The organism is Nonlabens agnitus, assembly GCF_002994045.1.
GTDB lineage: Bacteria > Bacteroidota > Bacteroidia > Flavobacteriales > Flavobacteriaceae > Nonlabens > Nonlabens agnitus.
On record NZ_MQUC01000003.1, the window covers coordinates 1,484,126 to 1,505,583 of the forward strand.

15 protein-coding genes are annotated in these 21,458 nt (G+C 42.0%); 7 read left to right on the plus strand and 8 right to left on the minus strand.

Annotated elements, in window-relative coordinates; all coding sequences use genetic code 11:
* Window positions 1–70 precede the first annotated feature (70 nt).
* The 7 genes from BST86_RS06875 to BST86_RS06905 all read right to left on the minus strand — a co-directional run bounded on the left by BST86_RS06875 (window position 71) and on the right by BST86_RS06905 (window position 11,879).
* Window positions 71–1,183: an endonuclease/exonuclease/phosphatase family protein gene (locus BST86_RS06875; protein WP_105982622.1), complete on the minus strand. Its 1,113-nt coding sequence runs from the start codon at window positions 1,181–1,183 to the stop codon at window positions 71–73.
* Between the two features lie 70 nt (window positions 1,184–1,253).
* Window positions 1,254–1,751: a DUF805 domain-containing protein gene (locus BST86_RS06880; protein ID WP_242446484.1), complete on the minus strand. Its 498-nt coding sequence runs from the start codon at window positions 1,749–1,751 to the stop codon at window positions 1,254–1,256.
* Between the two features lie 78 nt (window positions 1,752–1,829).
* Window positions 1,830–4,130 carry a translocation and assembly module lipoprotein TamL gene (gene tamL, locus BST86_RS06885; protein ID WP_172443324.1) on the minus strand — a complete coding sequence of 767 codons (2,301 nt, stop codon included), beginning with the start codon at window positions 4,128–4,130 and terminating at the stop codon, window positions 1,830–1,832.
* A gap of 45 nt (window positions 4,131–4,175) precedes the next feature.
* Window positions 4,176–9,347, minus strand: coding sequence for a translocation/assembly module TamB domain-containing protein (locus BST86_RS06890; RefSeq protein ID WP_105982623.1), 5,172 nt, complete (start codon window positions 9,345–9,347; stop codon window positions 4,176–4,178).
* A 119-nt stretch (window positions 9,348–9,466) separates the two neighbouring features.
* Complete coding sequence (locus tag BST86_RS06895; protein ID WP_146126725.1) at window positions 9,467–10,201, minus strand: hypothetical protein; 735 nt, start codon at window positions 10,199–10,201, stop codon at window positions 9,467–9,469.
* 408 nt (window positions 10,202–10,609) lie between these two features.
* Window positions 10,610–10,861 carry a hypothetical protein gene (locus BST86_RS14965; RefSeq protein ID WP_197709224.1) on the minus strand — a complete coding sequence of 84 codons (252 nt, stop codon included), beginning with the start codon at window positions 10,859–10,861 and terminating at the stop codon, window positions 10,610–10,612.
* 61 nt (window positions 10,862–10,922) lie between these two features.
* Window positions 10,923–11,879, minus strand: a complete 957-nt coding sequence (locus BST86_RS06905) for a helix-turn-helix domain-containing protein (RefSeq protein ID WP_105982625.1) — start codon at window positions 11,877–11,879, stop codon at window positions 10,923–10,925.
* Between the two features lie 106 nt (window positions 11,880–11,985).
* Here BST86_RS06905 and BST86_RS06910 point away from each other — a divergent pair, with 106 nt between their 5' ends.
* Window positions 11,986–12,558: a hypothetical protein gene (locus BST86_RS06910; RefSeq protein WP_105982626.1), complete on the plus strand. Its 573-nt coding sequence runs from the start codon at window positions 11,986–11,988 to the stop codon at window positions 12,556–12,558.
* Between the two features lies 1 nt (window position 12,559).
* Complete coding sequence (locus BST86_RS06915; RefSeq protein ID WP_105982627.1) at window positions 12,560–13,183, plus strand: hypothetical protein; 624 nt, start codon at window positions 12,560–12,562, stop codon at window positions 13,181–13,183.
* 118 nt (window positions 13,184–13,301) lie between these two features.
* Here the strand turns inward: BST86_RS06915 and BST86_RS06920 are convergent, their stop codons facing one another.
* Entirely contained in the window at window positions 13,302–16,805 is a 3,504-nt protein-coding gene (locus tag BST86_RS06920) for a methylmalonyl-CoA mutase family protein (protein WP_105982628.1), read from the minus strand.
* A 101-nt stretch (window positions 16,806–16,906) separates the two neighbouring features.
* Here BST86_RS06920 and BST86_RS06925 point away from each other — a divergent pair, with 101 nt between their 5' ends.
* The 5 genes from BST86_RS06925 to BST86_RS06945 all read left to right on the plus strand — a co-directional run bounded on the left by BST86_RS06925 (window position 16,907) and on the right by BST86_RS06945 (window position 21,405).
* Window positions 16,907–17,497 (plus strand): serine hydrolase, encoded by a 591-nt coding sequence (locus tag BST86_RS06925; protein WP_105982629.1) that lies wholly within the window; start codon window positions 16,907–16,909, stop codon window positions 17,495–17,497.
* 207 nt (window positions 17,498–17,704) lie between these two features.
* Complete coding sequence (locus BST86_RS06930) at window positions 17,705–18,670, plus strand: IS110 family RNA-guided transposase (RefSeq protein ID WP_105981876.1); 966 nt, start codon at window positions 17,705–17,707, stop codon at window positions 18,668–18,670.
* Window positions 18,671–18,918: 248 nt separating this feature from the next.
* A complete protein-coding gene (locus BST86_RS06935; protein WP_105981876.1) occupies window positions 18,919–19,884 on the plus strand; it encodes an IS110 family RNA-guided transposase in 966 nt (321 codons plus the stop codon).
* A gap of 191 nt (window positions 19,885–20,075) precedes the next feature.
* A complete protein-coding gene (locus BST86_RS06940; protein ID WP_172443325.1) occupies window positions 20,076–20,504 on the plus strand; it encodes a serine hydrolase domain-containing protein in 429 nt (142 codons plus the stop codon).
* A gap of 112 nt (window positions 20,505–20,616) precedes the next feature.
* The gene (locus tag BST86_RS06945; RefSeq protein WP_105982631.1) at window positions 20,617–21,405 is read left to right on the plus strand and encodes a DUF1206 domain-containing protein; all 789 of its coding nucleotides are present in this window, start codon (window positions 20,617–20,619) and stop codon (window positions 21,403–21,405) included.
* Window positions 21,406–21,458 lie beyond the last annotated feature (53 nt).

Genomic DNA, 21,458 nt, shown 5'->3' on the forward strand with positions numbered 1-21,458 from the left:
ATTACTAGCCTGCTTTGTCTCGTTAAAGGAGTAATAATTACTATATTATTAACTAGAGCAATGCCTGTAATTAATTGTTTATTAGGTTTTTGAAAGCAGCAGGCAGCTCCATAAAGCTTTCCATTCCTTTGGTGCTCATTTGGTCTTTGGCTTGTTTCCAGTCTTCCTCAGTAGGTTCATCTGCTGCTTGTTCTTTGGCAAGCGCTGGTTCATAAGTTAGGTAGGCATATGCGGGAAAATGATCACTTTCAAAATCCACTCCAGTACCAGCCTTTTCTAACCTGAACTCTGAATCTATTAAGATATGATCCAGTGGCCATCGCATCAATGGATATTGCGCATGATATGAGCTATAGAAACCTCTACCTATGCGCAAATCAAGTAGCTTGCTAATGGTCTTAGTCAACTCTGTACTATCAGACCATGCCACATCATTAAAATCACCTAAAACAATCACTGGTAATTCAGAATTATAACTTTTCACTGCGGTAATCATTAATTCTGTATCACGATCTGTGCTCATGGGATTGTGCTGTGGCATAGGTGGCGTTGGGTGTATCGCATACAATTGGAACCATTCACCATTACGCATTTGGACTTGAGCGTGAATGGATGGAATTTCTGGATCTACCATAAAGTGGATGTTAGCATCTCTCAATGGCAATTTGGAATACACCAGCATGCCATAAGTATTATCTTGTGGTTGCTCTACTTTATAAGGATAGTCCTTACCTATTTGTAGGCGTATGTCGTTCATCCATCTCTCGTTAGTTTCTGTAAAAACAATCACGTCTGGCTCGCGCTCTCTTATCTCGATAAACAGATTAGACCCTTTTTCATTTTTTTGTAACACATTAGCTGTGTAAATAATCAACCTGTTCTCTTCCTCAACGTTTTTAGAACTGTCTAGAACCTCTAGAGGATAAACAGGCGTATACGCTATGATTTTAGTGAGCTGAAAGGCAAAGCAGCCCAAAAGAATGGTGATATATAGATAATCATTGATCCATTTAGGTTTGAAAGTAAAAAAATACAGCAGTATAGCAATAAGTGTAAAAGCCGTAAGCTGTACGTGAGGGAAATCAAAAATCCTGATCCACCAATAGTCTGCTGCGACTAATGGAAAAAGGGATAGCACTGCGGCAATAATGCCGATTACTTGAAAGGTAATACGCCAATTCATAATAGAATTTTTAAGTTAGAAAACCTTTAAAGTAAAGGGATGTAGTGTGTAAAGTGATTAAAGACGCTGTCTAGACAAAGGCATCATTTTCAAAATTATCATTTCCAACGGTTTTAGGGTTAGGACCCCATTCATTGGTGCCTGGTTTACTGTCCTCAATGGTAAAAATCAAAATGATGATACGGCCCACAAGTGGTATGAAACCTAATAGGTAATACCAGCCACTGCGACCCGTATCGTGCAGGCGACGCACGACGGCAGCAAGACTTGGAATAATGATGCCTAATCCATAAATCGCCAATAATATTCCCGGCAGAATGACCAGCTCACTTTCTGCAACAATCAGAGCAATCACTGGAATGTACAGAGCTAAAAACACCAGAACATTAAATAGATAGAAATACCAATACTCAGATCTGCGGGCGCGCCCGTTGAAATCTGCATATTTCTTAAAACAAATCTTGACATAGTCCATCATTCCTTTGGCGGCAACAGTGCCATCTTCGGGACGTTGGTATCTTGGCTTTTGGTAATCTGCGTTGGATGTAGGTGAGTTAAAATCTGCCATGGTTGATCTTTTTGAGTGATGAAAGATAGGAAATTTCGCTTTCGCGAAAGCGAACTCATCATACACCTCTATCCATCATTAAAAAGGATAGCCTATCGCAAAGTTGAATACTGGGTTTGCAAAGTCATTTACCCAGCGATCGCCCTCTGGCAGGGATGGATCGTGAAGCGGTGCGGCCAAGTCAAAACGTATCACAAATCCCTGCACGTCCACGCGCAGACCAGCGCCAGCACCTATACCCAACTCATTGTAAAAATTCCCGCTAAATTTCCCACCTGGCAAACCATTGTTTGTGGTGTTCCATACATTACCAGCGTCTGCAAAAAAAGCACCTTTTACATAGCTAAAAATAGGAAAGCGATATTCCACATTTGCCTCTAGCCTCAAGTTTCCAGACTGGTCAAAAAAGGATCGATTATCGGTTGCTGGTGGTGCGTAGGTTCCTGGACCTAAGGATCTGGTTCTAAATGCCCGCACGCTATAGGCACCACCCGAAAAGTATTGCTTGCTAAAGGGCATCACATCACTATTGCCATAAGGAAGACCTATTCCAGCAAAAAGTCTGGTGGCGATGCGTTGTTCCTTGCCCGTGATAAAGTGATATCTAAAATCTACATCCACTTTTGCATATTGTGCATATTCCAGTCCCAAGAATTCATCGCGCACCTCGCCATTGGCTGGATCTGGATCACCTTCTTGAGCCAGCAAACTAATAGAGTTCCCAGCAATGTCGACGTTACTGTTGACAAAGAAAAGGCTCTTGCGATTGCTGCGCAGCATACCGTTATAAGTAAAACTATAATTCAATCCAGATATGAACTGCTGGTCAAAACTGGTCCTTAAAAAAGCGTTGTCATTGAGAATGGCATCAAATTCTTCACTTTGGTATAAGAGGTTGACATAGTTGATCGCAATGGGATCGAATTCATGCGTCACGTACTTATTTGCCTGCCAGATGTATCCAAAACTTCCCGAAAAGGTCAAAAGTCCATAAAGCTTGCTACGATTAAGCAGGTTTGCCTCTGCACTGGCGATGGTTTTAGGAATGGAATACTCAAAAATATCGCTATCAAATGTGATGGGCGCAATTACTCTAGGGAAAATCAGATCTGCGCCCAGCGCAAACTCTGTACTGGTAAGACCAGCTTGACTGTTGCTGGCTATTTGAACTTCATAGGCTGCCCTTGCAGATAAATTCAACACCTCGCCACCTTTAAACAGGTTGCGATTGGAAAATGTGAGACCCAAACTGGGACCAGCAAAATCATTGGATTTTGTCACTCCTTGTAATTCTGCGCGTAAAGATCTTTTGTTGAGTGGTGATAGATAAATATTGGCTTCCAAATAATTAACCGAGTCATTTAAAATGCTATCAACCTCAGTATATTCAATATTTACAAATTTATACGCACCTATGGAACCTAGTCTACGGCTGGTGGCTTTTGACTTTTCTGGACTATACAAATCTCCTTCTCTAAGTGTGATAAAGGGATCCAGTCGATCTTCTCTGAAAAACTCTACATCTTGAATGTAGTTCTTGTTATCAAATCTAGTGGTGTCCTGTGCGACGCTGTCTGCTCCTACGATGTTGTGTGGATAGACATTAATCTCCTTAATTCTATAAGGTTTTACGGCTTTGCTGGGAACGTCTTTCTTAAGCTTTAGAAATAGATCAAACTTGCGATTGTCGTACCTATTGGTGTCGGCTTGAAAGATGAGAAAACTAGAATTGAAGTTGTAATATCCTTTTTCTTTGAAGTTTTGATCTATACGGTCACGCTCCAATTTCATGGCAGATAAATCAAATCTCGATCCTTTTTTAATAGGTGAACTTTGCACCTGTTCTTCCAGTACATCATAAAACGGAATCGAGTCTCGATCCACCTGATAGGTCTCGAGTGTATACGGTTGTGGCAGATTGACCTTATAACCTACCGTGGCTTCTTTGGCATCCTCATTTCGTTCCACAGTAGAAGAAATGTTACTGAAGAAGAAACCACGATTTTCCAATCGGTTTCTGATCAAGTCTCTTGTAGATTCTTCCTCAACATCAGATAAATACACAGGCGCTTCACCTATTTTTTTATTCATGAATTTTCTGAACCATCCAGCGCTATCCACATTGACTTTGTAGTAATAATGCAATCCAGGACGCAAGCCCAACACTTTAGTATTGGGAACAGGAGAAATCGCTTTTTCTAACTCTGCTTTCAACAAATCCACATCTTCAACCACTGCGGCAGAATCTACTTTGATTTCAAGATTATAGGAATCCAATAGCAATTCATCTTCTGGCACGTATTTTTTTACGGCACAGCTGTAGATTGTAATTATTGCCAATGATAACAGACCGACTCTTATGTAATTCTTTGTGTTCAATTAAATATTCTTAAGTACCACTATCAATAGAAAGGTCGTTCATTTCTATTGATTCTCTTTTTCCTTTTGAGCCTCACGCTCCTTCTTGGTTTCTTCCTTTTGCTGTTGCGCTTCCTCTTCTTCCTTTCTCGCTGCTTCCGCCTTTTCCTTTTCTTTTTTCTTCTCCGCGTCTTCTTTTCGTTTGGCAGCCGCTGCTTCTTCTTGAACTGTTTTGGTAAACAAGTTCTTGAATTCATTGAATTCTTTGGTAAATATCAAACTGATACCGCTAACGATAAGTTGTCCATCAATAACGTTATCAAATTGATTCTTACGGAAGCCCTTCAATCGCCATTGACCAGATTCATTGAGTAAATATTCTAAACTCACGTTTCCTATCACTGGCGTCTGTCCATCTGAATCTGCCGCACTTCCCTGAATATCTACCTCACTACCTACACTCACGATCAATCGATCATCCAATAGTTTCTTACTTGCCGTTACATCGAGTTGTGTGCGTTCTTGCGGGCTATTCCCTTGATAATCGGTATAGCTATCGAGTCCAAAATTCAAGTCCACTCCTGTATTGCCTAATAATTTACCACCAAACTGATTCAATTGATCACTCAAGGCTTGATTCAAGTTATCTCTGGCGATAGCAGCTGTTCCTCCAGAACTACCATCAGCACCACTCGTTGGGAAAAATTTGTTGAGTACCAAAAGCGAAAACACCTGCTTGTTCAATTCCTGATCCTGGCTATTTAATTGCTGAACGCGACCATAAACCTGTCCACCTATGGCGCCTCGATCATCTTCTGGCATGTCGAGCCTAAACGAGATGACAGGAGCCATCAATTCTCCATCTACATTGAGGTATACCAAGAAAGGCAATTCCTGACGGAATCGATTTCTTGTGGCCACATCGGCACCACTGGTTTGTGAGGCCATCAACGCACTAGCACTAGTCTCTACCTGATAAATAGCGCTTACATCCAGATTGGCATCAAAGGGATCGCCTGACCAAGAGACGCTGCCGCCTTTGGCTAGATCAAACCTTCTGGAGACGATGTCATAAAGACTTAGTTCATAAAAACCGTCATTAATCTCATACCGACCTGCAAGTGTCATGCGACCATTAGGAGTCATTCTAAATTTCAAATCACCATCGCCAGTCACCTGTAGATTATCACCTGTGGTTGGATCCACAATGATATTGACCTTTGCGCCGTTAGTGATTCTAAGATCTGCGGTAATGTCATAACCCGTTAGCGTCGCGCTTTCTTCTTCAGTCTGTGTAAGAATATCATCTGGGTTTTCCTTGTTTACAAATTGAACAATCCCATCGCGCTGCACGATATCTAGTTCTGTTGCTGGGATGACATAGGTTACATCTGTAGCATCATCAACATCCAGCGACATTTTGACAACAGGAATGGTGAGATTACCTGTTATGGTTGCCGTCGCATCAAAAGTGGCTTTACCGTAATACAAATCATTATCACCAGCGGTAGAGTTAAGTGCGGTAAAATCATTGGCCTCCAGACGCAAGTCAAAAGTTGGATTTAGCAGGTCTTCAGTTCCTATATTTCCGTCGATGGAGAAAATATTACGATCTGCATCGCGTACTTCAAAATTATTGAACACCAGACCATCGTTATTGATCACGAGTTTTTCGTCCTGCAGTAAAAATGCGGCATTGAGCATATCCACCGTGAATTCTGCTTCATTAAAAGCAAAAGAGCCGTCATAAATAGGTTCCAGCGTGGTACCAGACAATTTCATGTTTCCTGATACATAGCCTTTACCATCAGACAAAAACTCTGATGCGATGTTACTTACTGTAGACATATTAAGGCGCTGTAGATCGAGATCAAGGTCTATTTGAGCAGCCACTGGATCCACACGGTAATCGCCATTAAGCTCCATGTCAACATCGTCGCCTTTAAGCGTCATGTCCATCGTGTAAATATCTCCAGAACCCGAGTCTGCATCTAGCGTCAATACGCCCAGCGGCACTTCCAGAACATTGAGATCTTGGATATTCAAGTCTGCGGTAAAGCCCATTTTATTGAACACATCTTCCAGCACCAGTTCACCATTAAGGCTTCCAGTGGCTAGTTTTTCATCAGGATTGAGCAGACTTAGCAAGGCTTGTAGCCTAAAGTTATTCAAAAGTATTGCCACGTGATCCTTATCCACACCTGTCAAATCACTGCGCAGTTCTACACTTTGGGACTCGTTGGAGAGTTTAAAGTCAGTGAAAGTGATCAAATTATCACCATAGGCAATGCTATTGCTTTCTGGTATGGTCCACGGTTTTCGGTTGAGGATTAAGTCCTCCAACTTAAGACGGAATAGTAGGTCTTCAATACCGTTTTTGTTACGCTTTCGCGAAAGCGAACTCCCAAAATGCATCAAAACTTCTTCTTCATCATAAGAGATAAAATCAAGATTCAACTCATTTTGCGACACGACACCGTTTAGGTTGGTGCGTTTGATGGCAAGCGGTCCAGACTCCAAATCCTTAAACCCGATGTCAAATTTTAAACTACTCGCATCTGACCTGGAGGTGATGAGCAAACTATCTATCTCGCTACCCGCGTATTTTATGTAAGGCGCCGTGATATCTGTATCCAGTTTGCGATCCAATTCATTGAAATCCATCGCAATTTGAACGGTGTCCAAAGCCTCTAGACTGGGCAGAATCACATCCCTTAAAATGGGTGCTGGAGAAAGGTTTCCCTTGATTTTCATGACTACCGGCTGGATGGTATCCATATTCACATTAGTCGTCAAATAACGATCTATATGGCGCTGCAGGGCAGCTGCAAGTGCTGCAGGATCTGCATTGGATCGTAACTGCAGGTCGAGCATTTTATTTTTGACATCCAGTGATGTCGTGTCTGGTCGCACAAAGGCGTGTAAGTCAACATTACCCAGTAGATACGACTGCTGGTCAAATACGGCAATACCATCTGCGATGGTAGAATTCACTTCGTAATTTGTGGCATCACCTTTAAATGTAGCAGAAATCTTACCGGCAGCCTTAACGTTTTGATTGGTGATCCCAAAAGCGTTCAAATCAACACCAGCGATATCCAGCTTTACATTTGCTGTGGTAGCAACGCTGTCCAGTTGGACCTGACTATCTAGGTCTACGTCAATATTGTCGTCCCTATATTTTGAAGTAATGGATCCATTACCGTTGTTGAACTCTCCTTTTATAGGTAGATCCTTGATTTCATAACCATTGTAACTAAAGCTGTTGACATTTGCATCAATCACAGCATCCAAGTTATTAATGGTCGTACCAGAACCGCTGGTCTTTAAATTAAGACTCAATGTGCCCAATTGCGGATTCTGCAAGATGCTACCTAAATCCACCTCTTGAGCTTCCATAGTGGCGTTGAAAGCTAATACCTCTTGATTTTTAAAACCACCATTTAACTTGATCGTACCTGAAGTTGTGGTTAGAGTAGCTTTGGCTGTAATATCATCGATCCTACCTTGTGCATTCCCTGCCAGAGAGAATCGCTGTGGCAATTGAACACCTAGATCCTGCTCGCTTACGAATCGGCTCATATCTGCTCTCGTGGATGGCATTTTTATGGAAGGAAAATCAAGATATACATTATCGAGATCTGTGGCGTTACGCAAGCTACCTGTGGCCATGATGGCAGTCTCGTTACCCCATTTTGCAACAAGATTAGGTATTTGCATAACTTGAGTAGAACCAGTTGCCTTTAAGCTACCGGTAAGCGGTCGTTTACTTAGAGCCAATAAATATTCATTAGATCTTAACTCCGGCTGAAACCTGAACACATCACTCAAGTCAATGCGGTAACTAGGAATGGCCACATCCAGCTGCACATTTTCTGGATTATTAATAAAGCTGTTCATGCTCTCGTAACCCAACTCGATATTGCCTTTTAAGGCATTGTCGTTTACTTGAGCATTAAGGTCTGTGATATTGATGGATTGATCTGTGGCAGCAATGGCTAACGAGAATTGATTCACATTGATTCCAGAACCTTCCATAAAAGCCAACTCCTGGATCGATGCTGTTGCTCCTTGATTTTCATAATGAAATCGATCTGCCAGTAACCTCAAATCACTGATCAAAATCGCATTGGGATCAAACTGCTTTTGCTTGGGCGTGGCTCCGTCAAGGCTGTAATCCACCAGATTGTTTTTTAAGTCAAGGTCTTGTACGTCAATGATAAATTCAGGCCACTCAAATGCTGTAGTAGCCGTTGTTGCGTCAGGTTCTTCTGGATTTTCTACCGTACGCATGGCGACTTTGATGTCGCTGTTGTTGAGTGTAAGAAAATCAACGGTGTAGGCACTGTTTTGAACATCTGCCTGGGAAATAGAGGTTTCCAATAATCCTATAAAGCTGTCAAGGTTGATCGCATCTGGGACAGATTCATAACCCAACTGGACGCGATCCAAGGTTAGATTGCCCACCGTGATTTGCGGTAATGGTGAGTCTCCAGCGTTGTCTGTAATAGCTTCGGCGATGGTGGTGTCTGTGTTGGGGTCGTTGTCGGGTTCCGCTTTCGCGAAAGCGGTAACCGTATCCTTATCGTACTTCATCACGGCATTTGTGAGCGACACCTCATCGATATCAACAATCATTTGCTCCAGATCAAATTCATTCATGGAAAGCTGGAAACTGTCAAAGGTTACCAAAGCGTCCAGTTGCTCCAAATCATCCTTGAACGTGACGTCAAAATTGGTAAAATCCAGATCGCCTATGGACAGCTGTAATGGCTCTGATGTTGTCGTGGTATCTTCTACCACAAAGGCGTCCATCAAAAATTGATAATTGAATCCATCGACAGTGTCCTGCCTGTTGATTCTAGCCTTGAAACCATCCCAGCGCGCATAGTCTATACTTATGCCACCAACATTGATGATAGGCCACAAGGGAACATTGGCTTCCAGACTTTTTGAGTAAACGAGTGTATCGCCTTTCTTATCGGCTAGATAGAGACCGTCCAGTTCAATATTTCCATCAAAAGTGACAAATAGATTATCAATGGAAACCTCGGTAGCGGTCTTGCCTTCCAGATATTTAACGGCTTGACCTACAATGATATCTTGTCCCCAAGGACTGCGAATAAAAAGCACTAGAAGTAGCAGAAATATAAGGGTACCGGCAATGACTCTGGCCAGTCTGCGCAGCCAGCGGTATTTGCGTACTTCCTTATTCTTCTTTTCTTCGTCTTTGGCCACCTTGCAAGTTGCGTTTAGGGTACTTCTTTAGGGATGGCAAATTGCTAAAATCCTATGGCAATGCCATTAGGATTAGGATAAGATTGTGCAAATACGATCCTTAATCGTTTTGCAAGGGCTTATTGCCTTTCGAGACTAAATTGCGTTAGATCACTGAAAATTGTGAGAGCTACAGAATTGGGCGCTTGATTGCTGCGAGATATTCCGAGACCATAGGTTTGGAAAGCTCGCAGCTCAACCAATCCTTTGAAGGTAACCGTTTCCTTATTTCTGGTAAGAGCCGCAGTCAAGGTTGCTGCGGGTAATGGATTGTTGTTTTCAGAAAGAAAGAATTGAATTTGGTCTGCTCCATTGTTTTGTTCCTTTCTAAAAGTAATGGTGAAGATGACTTCATAAATACCACTGATCTGAGTACTCATTGAAAACTGATTGGACACATTGACTCCAGACGACCCTGAACTTGAAGATGGTCCAGTGATAGCGGTATTGTTATTTCTCTGCAAATTATAATTGCCGTCGTTGCTTAAGGTGGACTGCCCGTAAACACCTGATAACTCTGGTGAAGTTTCACCTTTTAATGAACTCCATTTTGTGCCGTCCCAATAGTAAAAACCTTCCAATGCACCACCGTTTGCCTCATCTGTATTCCAAACCATCAAACTTTTTTGAGGATTAGTTACAGGAGCCGCTTCATTCAAATCATTCAAGTCCATTCTGGGAAACAAAACTCCTTTATCGCTTGAGGTGATGTCTAACATAGCAGATGGATCGGGCTCGATCGTATTGATCCCAACTTGACCATAGGTCGGTGACGTTAGCAAAAAGGTGAATAGCAACACACATAAAAGCCTCATTGTAAAATTTTTATGCAAAATTACTTGTGCATACCAATCACGAAATGGGTAAATTGTTAAGATCACTATCGTCTTGAAACCACGAATCTGCTTGCAAAGCCAATAAAATCCAATTTCACGCTAAGACTTGTTGTAGGAATTAGAAAACAAGAGTATTCTAGAATGCCAATAGATTTAACGATAAAAGGATTAAAATCAATTTTATAGATTAACGGTAAGGTTTTGTCGCTAATCAAAAACAAAACAGCTTAAAAAAACTTTATAAGGAGACTGTGAGTATTTTCCTTTAAAAAATTGTTCTTGTTAAAATTTTAAATTTGTAGGTACAAATAAATGCGCATTGCAGTATGGATTTTGAGTCTGAAGTGGCTGGCATAAAATAAATAGTAAGAAAATATCAGCTTTGAACTATTGCTGCTGTTGCTGCTGCCATTGCATTTGTTTCATTAAGATCTGGTCCTGTTTGTAATACTGTTCCTGCGATTGGGTTTGGATCTTGTTGAATATTCTGCCTGCGGCAAATTCTTCTACGGTTTTTACGCGTACGGTGTAAGTGGTCTCGTTAGACCCATTACCAGATAAATAAACGACTCCTTTAATAGGCGCACAATCCCTATAGTCACGACCGTGCGTCACCTTGATATGATTGCTAGCAGCCATAAGATTGTTGGTAGGGTCAAAACCGCACCTTGATTAGAAAGAATAATCCAAAAGGTAAGAGTTACTCAAAATCCAAAACATTTCTCGCGGTAATCAATGCTTTTAGTGAGTCTATCTTTTTAGAGATTTTGCTAAAAAAGATATTTCTGGATCTCTCGCCGGCGGTGTTAATTAATCTGGAATGAGAAAGTTGTTTGTTCAAATAAGCTTCTGCCTGCTGGCAGGTATTAATGTCGGTAGCTAATAGGTAAGAAAGAAACGTGAATGGAATGAAGAAACCCATTTGATGTTTGTTCTTGATTAGAACAGTGTTGTTCATAAGGAGCAACTCATTGTGATAAAGCTGATAATCGTTATTTAAGGATGTAACTTTGGATTTTGACTCTTGGAGAACGTGCTCAAGCTCATCGCATAGCTGCAAGGCTTTATCTGCATTCATTAATTCTGCATCGAGATAAAACTGAATCTGTTTCAAAGTACTGTTGAACGTCGTGGTGTCCCAGATTTCTGCTTTGGGAATCTGGTCGTATAACTTGCCCAAGTTTTTTATCGCATTAGAAAGGTCAATGGATAGATGGAATTTATCAAATGGTGTATGGTCAAACTCTGTTGAAAGCAAACGCATCCATACGTAGATCTTGAACCTACACAACGCGCTACCATCCATAAAATGAAACAAGGGAATATCCTTTGCCGCATAAAACAGACGAGAATCGCCAGTTGCTGCGATTTGCTGGATATATTGAGTAGATGTTTCAAAGTATTGTTGGAGATCATTTACACTAGATATCGATTGGGTTTTGTGTACCGCTACGATGTTCTGTGCGGCATTCTCCTGTAAGGCATCAAGAGACAAACCATAATGCGCAGAAAGTTGCAGGGCTTCATCCAGTGATAACTTGCTTTTACCACTGATACGACGGTGCGCAGCATCATAGCTAATTCCTAATACTGTCGCTATCTCCTCGTTGAGCGAAGATCCTTTAGGGATCATTTCAAATATTCTGGTAAAAAGCATAATAACCCTATTTTGTGATAATCGCAAAATATTAAATATATTTTGATTTAATCAAGTGATGTAGATGTGAATATCGCAGTTTATTTGTTGACATAAATCTTTCATTATGAAAACTACTCTGTTATTATTCTCACTAATTGTGCTCGCCAGCTGCGGAGCCTACAATGAAAACTCTATCGCCTATTACAAAAACCCGCTTTCTTCAAATGATGTCTCAAGACTTGATGGCTTATATCATTTGAAGGCAACACAAATCTACCGTAGCGACGGGACCATTGATTCCTGTGCCGTGGCTTCCAATGATCTTTTAAACATTAATCTTAGAATGGTTGCCACAAATGATTCGGTTGAAAAATATCAAATCAGGATACGGGCCATTGATCAAAATACTTTAAAAACAACATTGATCAAAAACGGTGAAAACATAGATTCATCCATCATCAATGGCAAAATTTCCAAAAAAGGAATGTTTCATTTTAAGAACAATCCAGTGGATTGCTATGGCATACCTTATATATTGGGCGGTTGCTCTGGCACAAAATCTAGAATAGGCATTGACCATGATAATAATCTGATTCTACAAAACAACAGCTATAGCGGCGGAGCCATACTATTGTTATTGGGCGATGGACGATGCTATTCTACGGCTTATAATTTTGCAAGAATTCAATCCAACTGAGATGAGAGCCACAACATTCATCATAGTTGCATTACTGCTTTCCGTGGTGGGAAAAGCACAAAACAGTCCTGAACAAAAGGATCTGGGACCAGTTATTAGAATCGAGACTGGAATGTATATTCCACTGAAAGAACTGAAACGGAATATTGACATCAGTCCAACGCTAAGCATCGTTGGTGGGATACCACTAAACGATAAATGGAGGATCGACCCAAACCTAACTTTTTTCTTCCCACAATCAAGTTCGCAAATATCCATTGTCGGTCAAGATTCCATCGTCTCTGGTAGGCTCAACTCCATATCTGGTCATTGGGGCGCTAGTTTGAATCGGGTAGAAAAATTGGGCGATCGTACTTTTTTAGAAGCTAGACTAGGAACTGGTTTAAGCTTCATATCCACAGATACCGAAAAAGAAAATGTTCCTGAGGACAGTAATGACAAATTATACGGTAGCGAAACCATTTTCCTCCAGGCAGGTTTTGGTATCAAGGTGTTTGCATTTAGGTACAGTTACATAGGATTAGAGGTCAACTATTATTTCACGCCCTATAATCTTTTTGGAGATCGATTTGTGGGAAATGTAGGCAATCAAGCTATAAGTGTTGGACTATCCTACGGACTCTAAAAGTAATCTGTTTACAATGCAGATAACTAAGACAAGTTCAAATAATTGAACCTTAAAGTCATATTCAAAAAAAAGCGCAAACCATAGTTTGCGCTTTTTGATTAGCTTATAGTGCATTCTACATATTCCTCCTATACTGTCCACCTACCTCAAACAAAGCTTCAGTGATCTGGCCTAGCGTACAGATTTTGGTGGCTTCCATCAAGTGTTCAAAAATATTTCCTTGTTCGACGGCAGCTTGTTGAATGTTGGAAAGTTGTTCTTGTTGCGCTTTCGCGAAAGCGGAATGCAAATTATCCTTAGTAGCAATTTGAGCCTGTTTCTCTTCTTCCGTTGCTCTAATGACCTCAGCTGGTAGGACCGTTGGACTACCTTTTGAGCTTAAGAACGTGTTCACTCCTATGATCGGGAACTCCCCAGTATGCTTCAACATCTCGTAATGCATGGACTCTTCCTGGATCTTGCTGCGTTGATACATGGTTTCCATGGCACCAAGCACGCCACCACGTTCTGTGATGCGGTCAAATTCCTCTAGAACGGCGGCCTCAACCAGTTCTGTCAATTCTTCAATGATAAAGGCGCCTTGAATAGGGTTTTCGTTTTTGGCAAGTCCTAATTCCTTGTTGATAATCAACTGAATGGCCATCGCACGTCTTACCGACTCTTCAGTTGGTGTGGTGATCGCCTCGTCATACGCGTTGGTATGCAATGAATTACAATTGTCATTAATCGCATACAATGCTTGCAACGTTGTACGGATATCATTGAAATCAATCTCTTGTGCGTGAAGTGATCTACCACTGGTTTGAATGTGATATTTCAACATTTGCGCACGCTCATTAGCGCCGTATTTGTTCTTCATGGCTTTAGCCCAAATCTTTCTCGCCACACGACCGATGACAGAATACTCTGGATCGATACCGTTAGAAAAGAAGAAACTCAAGTTGGGACCAAATTTATTGATGTCCATACCGCGACTCAAGTAGTATTCTACATAAGTAAATCCATTTGCTAGTGTAAAAGCAAGTTGCGTAATAGGGTTTGCTCCAGCCTCTGCAATGTGATATCCAGATATAGAAACGCTGTAGAAGTTGCGTACTTTTTCTTCAATAAAGTATTCTTGAACGTCACCCATCAATCGCAGGGCAAATTCAGTGGAGAAGATACATGTGTTTTGTGCCTGATCTTCCTTTAGGATATCAGCTTGAACGGTACCGCGTACTTGCGCCAGCGTTTCAGCTTTGATTTTTGCATAATCTGCTGGTTCTAATATCTGGTCGCCCGTCAGACCCAAAAGCATCAGACCAAGACCATCATTCCCTTCTGGAAGTTTGCTGGTGTCCACCTGGCCATTTTTGGAATACACCTTTTCGCCTTGAGCGTTTAAATAAGAAGGCCTTTCAACATTATTGTCATCATAGATTTCTTTAAGCTTTGCTTCTACTTTGTCGCCTAGCCCATTTTCTGTAATGAAACGTTCACAATTTTGATCAATCGCAGCATTCATAAAGAATCCTAACAACATAGGCGCTGGACCGTTGATAGTCATAGAAACCGATGTCATGGCGTGCGACAGGTCAAAACCTGAATACAATTTTTTAGCATCGTCCAGACAGCAAATACTTACACCAGCATTACCGATCTTACCATAAATATCTGGACGCAATCCTGGGTCGTTACCATACAATGTCACACTATCAAATGCGGTACTCAAACGTTTTGCCGGCATCCCAAGACTCACATAGTGAAAACGTTTGTTGGTACGTTCTGGTCCACCTTCACCAGCAAACATTCTGGTAGGATCTTCTCCTGTTCTCTTAAACGGATACAATCCTGCGGTATATGGAAATTCTCCAGGCACATTTTCCTGCAGACACCATTTTAAAATATCGCCCCAAGCAGTGTATTTAGGCAACGCTACTTTAGGAATCATTTTATGGGAAAGTGACTCTGTATGCGTTTCAATCTTGATAACCTTGTCTCTTACCTGGAACTCATAAATAGGCTGCTTGTACTTATTTACTTTCTCATCCCAAGTCGTGATGATTTCCCAATTGTAGGGATCCAGGTCTTTTAACGTTTTGTTGAATTGGGCGATGAGCAATTCTATGAATTCTTTGTCATCCTGAACTTGTTTCAGGATCTCTTCTTCATTTAAACCTTTTTCTGTAATGAACTGTTCTCGACTGCCGCTCGAACTGACATTTTCATTTTGTTCAACTAGCGTAATTATCGTTTGATAAATACCAAATAGCTTTTGGGCAACTTTAGATTGAACTTCGGCGGTTTGATCGTAAGACCTGTTACTCTCTGCAATCTCGCTTAGGTAGCGTGTTCTCGATGGTGGAATCACAAAGATTTTTTCACTTTGTGCTTTATTAAGTTCGTTTGTAGAGCTGAAATCGGCTCCGGTTTTCTCGGTGACCTCAGTCATCAACGCCTCGTACAACGCATTCATTCCAGGATCGTTGAACTGGCTTGCGATGGTGCCATAAACAGGCAAAGTTTCAGGGTCTGCTTCCCAAAGGTTGTGGTTGCGCTGGTACTGTTTTTTTACATCGCGCAAGGCATCTAGTGATCCACGTTTGTCAAATTTGTTGATCGCTACGACATCTGCAAAGTCGAGCATATCGATTTTCTCCAGTTGTGTCGCCGCACCAAACTCTGGTGTCATTACATATAGAGACACATCGCTGTGTTCCAATATTTCAGTATCGCTTTGTCCTATACCGCTGGTTTCAAGGATGATCAAATCATAGTTGGCCGCCTTTAAGACGTCAACAGCTTCCTGCACGTGTTTAGAAAGCGCTAGGTTGGACTGGCGTGTCGCCAGCGATCGCATATAAACACGATCGTTATTGATCGCGTTCATGCGTATTCTATCGCCCAACAAGGCGCCACCAGTCTTGCGCTTTGATGGATCTACAGATATCACACCAATATTTTTTTCAGGGAAATCGATGAGAAAACGACGTATCAACTCGTCTACTAATGATGATTTTCCCGCACCACCAGTTCCCGTGATTCCCAGGACAGGTGCTTGTTTTTCGGTTTTATCAGCTTCGTTAAAATGTTTTACGAAGTCCTCATGCCTGTTTTCGGCCAGCGATATGAGTCTTGCAATCGTGGGCACGTGGTTTTGCAATAATTCTCCGTTTAAGTTCGCTTTCGCGAAAGCGGGAACAGGAACATCACACTGCTTCACAAGATCATTGATCATTCCCTGCAAGCCCATGGCACGACCATCGTCTGGCGAATAGATGCGCGTGATACCATACTCCATCAATTCCTCAATTTCTGACGGCAGGATCACGCCGCCGCCGCCGCCAAAAATCTTGATGTGGCCAGCGCCCTTTTCTAACAGCAAATCACGCATATACTTGAAATATTCGTTGTGACCACCTTGGTAAGAAGTCATGGCGATCCCATTGGCATCTTCTTGAATGGCTGTATTGACCACTTCTTCCACACTTCTATCGTGGCCCAAGTGAATCACTTCACAACCCGTGGATTGTATGATGCGACGCATGATATTAATTGCAGCGTCATGACCGTCAAAAAGACTGGCGGCAGTAACGATACGTACTTTATTTACTGGGATATATGGCGTTTGATCTTGCATTGCGAATTTCGTATTTTAGGTGGTGCAAAATTACGAAAACGATAGCGTTGCGCTTACTAATGATGTTTTAAACTTTCGCAAGTTTTTATGATCTTAGTTTCATGAAATTATTGCCAGCCCTACTTCTCGTTTTCTTGACCATTTCCTGCTCTGATCCTGAGACGGTTGAGCCATCACGACCTGATGATGCAGTGCTTTATTTCCCGCCAATTGATGATAGGACATGGGAAACCACAACTCCAGCCAGCTTGGGCTGGGACGAGTCTAAACTAGCAGAATTGTATTCTTTTCTGGAAAACAATGACACCAGAGCATTTATTTTACTTAAAGATGGTAAAATAGTTAGTGAAAAATATTGGGGAAAAGATCTTCTGGAACGTTTTGATTTTGATTCTAATTCGCAATGGTATTGGGCCAGTGCCGGAAAATCCTTGACCAGTGTTCTTACGGGAATTGCGCAAGACAAAGGACTTTTATCCGTTGATGATGCTACGCAAGACTACTTAGGCGTTGGATGGACCTCCATGCCGGCTGGTCAGGAAAGCCGTATTTCTATCAGGAATCAATTATCCATGAATACTGGACTGGATTTTACCAATGGCAATCTGAGTTGTACAGATCCAGCTTGTCTCAACTACAAATCAGATCCAGCAACTGAGTGGTATTACTACAATGCGCCATATACATCTTAATCTTGTATTCTCTTTATTTTTAAAATCAAACAGAAAGAACAAAAGGGAAGGTTAAGGTACAGATATACATTGAAGCATTGGACTTCGTCAACATTGATTACCACTTCCCTTTTTCTACAGTACTACGTTCAGTTCTATGAGACTTGAGATCTCGTTTTTAAGTTGTTGTAATGTCTGTAGAATCGTCCTTTCATAAAACTATTTATTATGGATAAATATACAGAAGTCTTTGGAGTAGACATCAGCAAGGACCACTTTGATGTCTTTAGTGAGCGTTATGGACATGAACGTTTCAGTAACAACGATGATGGGTTCCATAGGTTTCTGGAGGGTCTGTACGATACGGACCTGGTGGTCATGGAGGCAACGGGATATTACCACGTTTTGTTACTTGAGTTCCTGAATGGTTTTGGAGTACCGTCATCCCTTCTCAATCCTCTGTCGGTAAAGCGTTTTATCCAGATGAGATTGAAGCGTGTAAAGACGGACAAGAGCGATGCAGAGATGATACGCAGCTATGGCCTACAGGAAAAGGTCGCCATTTATCAGAATAAGAGTGTGGAATCCAAAGCAATGCTTCAGACCTGTAGTATGCTGGAGGTGTACCTGAAGCAGCGTACGATGCTGAAGAATAAGCTACACGGTGAGAAGACCCTTGGTGAGCCATCCGAGGTATTGGTCAAGAGCCTACAGTGCAGCATTACGCATATGGATCAACAGATACAAGTGCTGGAAAACGAATTGGCAGATCTGGTCAAGATGCTCTACGGCAATCAAAAGGCCCATCTGTGCAGCATCCCTGGAATAGGAGACCGCACGGCTATCTATCTTTTGGCACTGACCGATGGCTTTTCCCGTTTTCAAACGGCCTCACAGCTCATCAGCTATGCCGGGATGAGTCCGGTGATACGTGAATCGGGCAGTAGCGTGAGAGGTCGCAGCAGGATCAGCAAGATGGGCAACAGGAGGCTGCGCAATTTGATGTTCATGTGCGCCTTTAACGCCTGTAAGCACAATCCAGGATGCAAGGCAATGTATGAGCGCATCACGGCAAAGGGCAAGAGCAAGAAACTGGCTTTGATAGCTGTTGGGAACAAACTGCTCAGACAGGCCTTTGCGATAGGTAAGAGTGGCCTGCCTTTCGATCCGGCATACGTGAGTCGAGTAGCCTAAAAGGTCTCACTTTAGAGAGAAATACATATCCAAAGGGTCATCAAATCTTTGGAAGGGAAACTTATGGGCTAATTTAAATTAGGAAATAGCTTGTTTTTTACCTCAGTTCTTTGAAGCATTGGACTTCGTCAACATTGATTACCACTTCCCTTTTTCTACAGTACTACGTTCAGTTCTATGAGACTTGAGATCTCGTTTTTAAGTTGTTGTAATGTCTGTAGAATCGTCCTTTCATAAAACTATTTATTATGGATAAATATACAGAAGTCTTTGGAGTAGACATCAGCAAGGACCACTTTGATGTCTTTAGTGAGCGTTATGGACATGAACGTTTCAGTAACAACGATGATGGGTTCCATAGGTTTCTGGAGGGTCTGTACGATACGGACCTGGTGGTCATGGAGGCAACGGGATATTACCACGTTTTGTTACTTGAGTTCCTGAATGGTTTTGGAGTACCGTCATCCCTTCTCAATCCTCTGTCGGTAAAGCGTTTTATCCAGATGAGATTGAAGCGTGTAAAGACGGACAAGAGCGATGCAGAGATGATACGCAGCTATGGCCTACAGGAAAAGGTCGCCATTTATCAGAATAAGAGTGTGGAATCCAAAGCAATGCTTCAGACCTGTAGTATGCTGGAGGTGTACCTGAAGCAGCGTACGATGCTGAAGAATAAGCTACACGGTGAGAAGACCCTTGGTGAGCCATCCGAGGTATTGGTCAAGAGCCTACAGTGCAGCATTACGCATATGGATCAACAGATACAAGTGCTGGAAAACGAATTGGCAGATCTGGTCAAGATGCTCTACGGCAATCAAAAGGCCCATCTGTGCAGCATCCCTGGAATAGGAGACCGCACGGCTATCTATCTTTTGGCACTGACCGATGGCTTTTCCCGTTTTCAAACGGCCTCACAGCTCATCAGCTATGCCGGGATGAGTCCGGTGATACGTGAATCGGGCAGTAGCGTGAGAGGTCGCAGCAGGATCAGCAAGATGGGCAACAGGAGGCTGCGCAATTTGATGTTCATGTGCGCCTTTAACGCCTGTAAGCACAATCCAGGATGCAAGGCAATGTATGAGCGCATCACGGCAAAGGGCAAGAGCAAGAAACTGGCTTTGATAGCTGTTGGGAACAAACTGCTCAGACAGGCCTTTGCGATAGGTAAGAGTGGCCTGCCTTTCGATCCGGCATACGTGAGTCGAGTAGCCTAAAAGGTCTCACTTTAGAGAGAAATACATATCCAAAGGGTCATCAAATCTTTGGAAGGGAAACTTATGGGCTAATTTAAATTAGGAAATAGCTTGTTTTTTACCTCAGTTCTTTGTTGCACGAGGTGATTTCTATTGCTGGAAATGCTAGCTATAACCAATTAACCGATGAATGGCTTGAAAATCAAATTGGTATGTCGGGTACCTGGCGAGAATTGGATCAAAACAATGTGTATTTCAGTACTGCCAGAGATGCGGCACGTTTTGGCCTGTTCAATCTAGCTCGAGGAACTTGGGACGATCAACAAATACTTACTGAAACTTATTTCTCGCAAATGACACAAACCTCACAAAATCAAAATCCGTCATACGGTTTTCTATGGTGGTTGAATGGCAATGGCGAGACTGTTTTTCCTTCTTCAACAGTCGCTGTCAATCGGCCAGTGACTTTAAATGCTCCTGATGATATGTTCAGCGCTTTAGGGAAAAATGGTCAAATCATTGATGTGGTACCCAGTGAGAATCTAGTTCTGGTTCGATTAGGAGGCAATCCAGATGACGCTGAAATTCCCATCGTGATGCACGATGAATTATGGGAAATTCTATCTCAAATTATCAATTAGAAAGCACTTGCTGTTTTAATACTAGCGAAGCGTCTTTTTTAGATTGTGATTTCTGTAAGAAGAGGCATATTAAATTTATGGATCTTTGAGAGAACTGACCAAAACTCTCACCATGAGCTCCAGCAAAAAAGAAACATTCGCCCGTATAGGTATCGCGACCAAAGGAATCATTTACACCATTTTAGGAGGATTGACGGCCTATGCCGCCTTTAACTCCAGAAAAAATCTCACCTCAAGCGATGGTGCGCTGGAATATATCGCAAGTCAAAGCTTCGGTAAAATACTATTGATCATTACAATCATAGGAATCGCAGGATATGTTTTCTGGCGATTGTACCTCGTGATTAAGAATCCAGATGGTAATTCAGACTCAGAAGCCAAGTCTACCGTGAAACGTATTGGATATTTTTTGAGCGCCGTTTCCTATGCGCTGTTAGCATACACCGCTATTGAAATTATTTTGAATAGTTCACAAGGTGGTTCTGGAAAGCAAGGATGGCTTTCCATGACTCTAGATCAATCTTGGGGATCAATTTTGGTCTATCTGATTGCATTTATCTTGTTCGGTAAAGCCATTTATGAATTGTACAGGGCCTATTCTGACAAGTTCAAAAAGCGTATTCAAAATGCGGAGCTTGACCACAAAGCACAATCCTTTCTAATTAATGCCGGTAAAGCAGGTTTTACGGCCCGTGCGATCGTATTTGGGATCATAGCGTTTTTATTCTTTAAAGCTGCCTCACAATCTGATGCTCAAATGGCTGGAGGCACTAAACAGGCATTTTCTTTTCTGCAAGAACAAGGTGGCCTGATTCTTCTGGGTATTGTAGCCTTTGGCTTGGCTCTGTACGGCATCTATCTGCTGGCCAGTTCCAGATATAGAAACATTCCTATTCAGTAAGAACCTTTTTTCAAATCGGTATTCTCGAATTGTTAAGTTCTACCGAACTTTCA

Excerpts from the sequence above, each read along its gene's own strand:
- BST86_RS06875 (WP_105982622.1), bottom strand. The coding sequence starts at position 1,183 with ATGAATTGGCGTATTACCTTTCAAGTAATCGGCATTATTGCCGCAGTG.
- BST86_RS06880 (WP_242446484.1), bottom strand. The coding sequence starts at position 1,751 with ATGGCAGATTTTAACTCACCTACATCCAACGCAGATTACCAAAAGCCA.
- BST86_RS06895 (WP_146126725.1), bottom strand. The coding sequence starts at position 10,201 with ATGAGGCTTTTATGTGTGTTGCTATTCACCTTTTTGCTAACGTCACCG.
- BST86_RS14965 (WP_197709224.1), bottom strand. The coding sequence starts at position 10,861 with ATGGCTGCTAGCAATCATATCAAGGTGACGCACGGTCGTGACTATAGG.
- BST86_RS06905 (WP_105982625.1), bottom strand. The coding sequence starts at position 11,879 with ATGCTTTTTACCAGAATATTTGAAATGATCCCTAAAGGATCTTCGCTC.
- BST86_RS06910 (WP_105982626.1), top strand. The coding sequence starts at position 11,986 with ATGAAAACTACTCTGTTATTATTCTCACTAATTGTGCTCGCCAGCTGC.
- BST86_RS06915 (WP_105982627.1), top strand. The coding sequence starts at position 12,560 with ATGAGAGCCACAACATTCATCATAGTTGCATTACTGCTTTCCGTGGTG.
- BST86_RS06920 (WP_105982628.1), bottom strand. The coding sequence starts at position 16,805 with ATGCAAGATCAAACGCCATATATCCCAGTAAATAAAGTACGTATCGTT.
- BST86_RS06925 (WP_105982629.1), top strand. The coding sequence starts at position 16,907 with ATGAAATTATTGCCAGCCCTACTTCTCGTTTTCTTGACCATTTCCTGC.
- BST86_RS06930 (WP_105981876.1), top strand. The coding sequence starts at position 17,705 with ATGGATAAATATACAGAAGTCTTTGGAGTAGACATCAGCAAGGACCAC.
- BST86_RS06935 (WP_105981876.1), top strand. The coding sequence starts at position 18,919 with ATGGATAAATATACAGAAGTCTTTGGAGTAGACATCAGCAAGGACCAC.
- BST86_RS06940 (WP_172443325.1), top strand. The coding sequence starts at position 20,076 with ATGTCGGGTACCTGGCGAGAATTGGATCAAAACAATGTGTATTTCAGT.
- BST86_RS06945 (WP_105982631.1), top strand. The coding sequence starts at position 20,617 with ATGAGCTCCAGCAAAAAAGAAACATTCGCCCGTATAGGTATCGCGACC.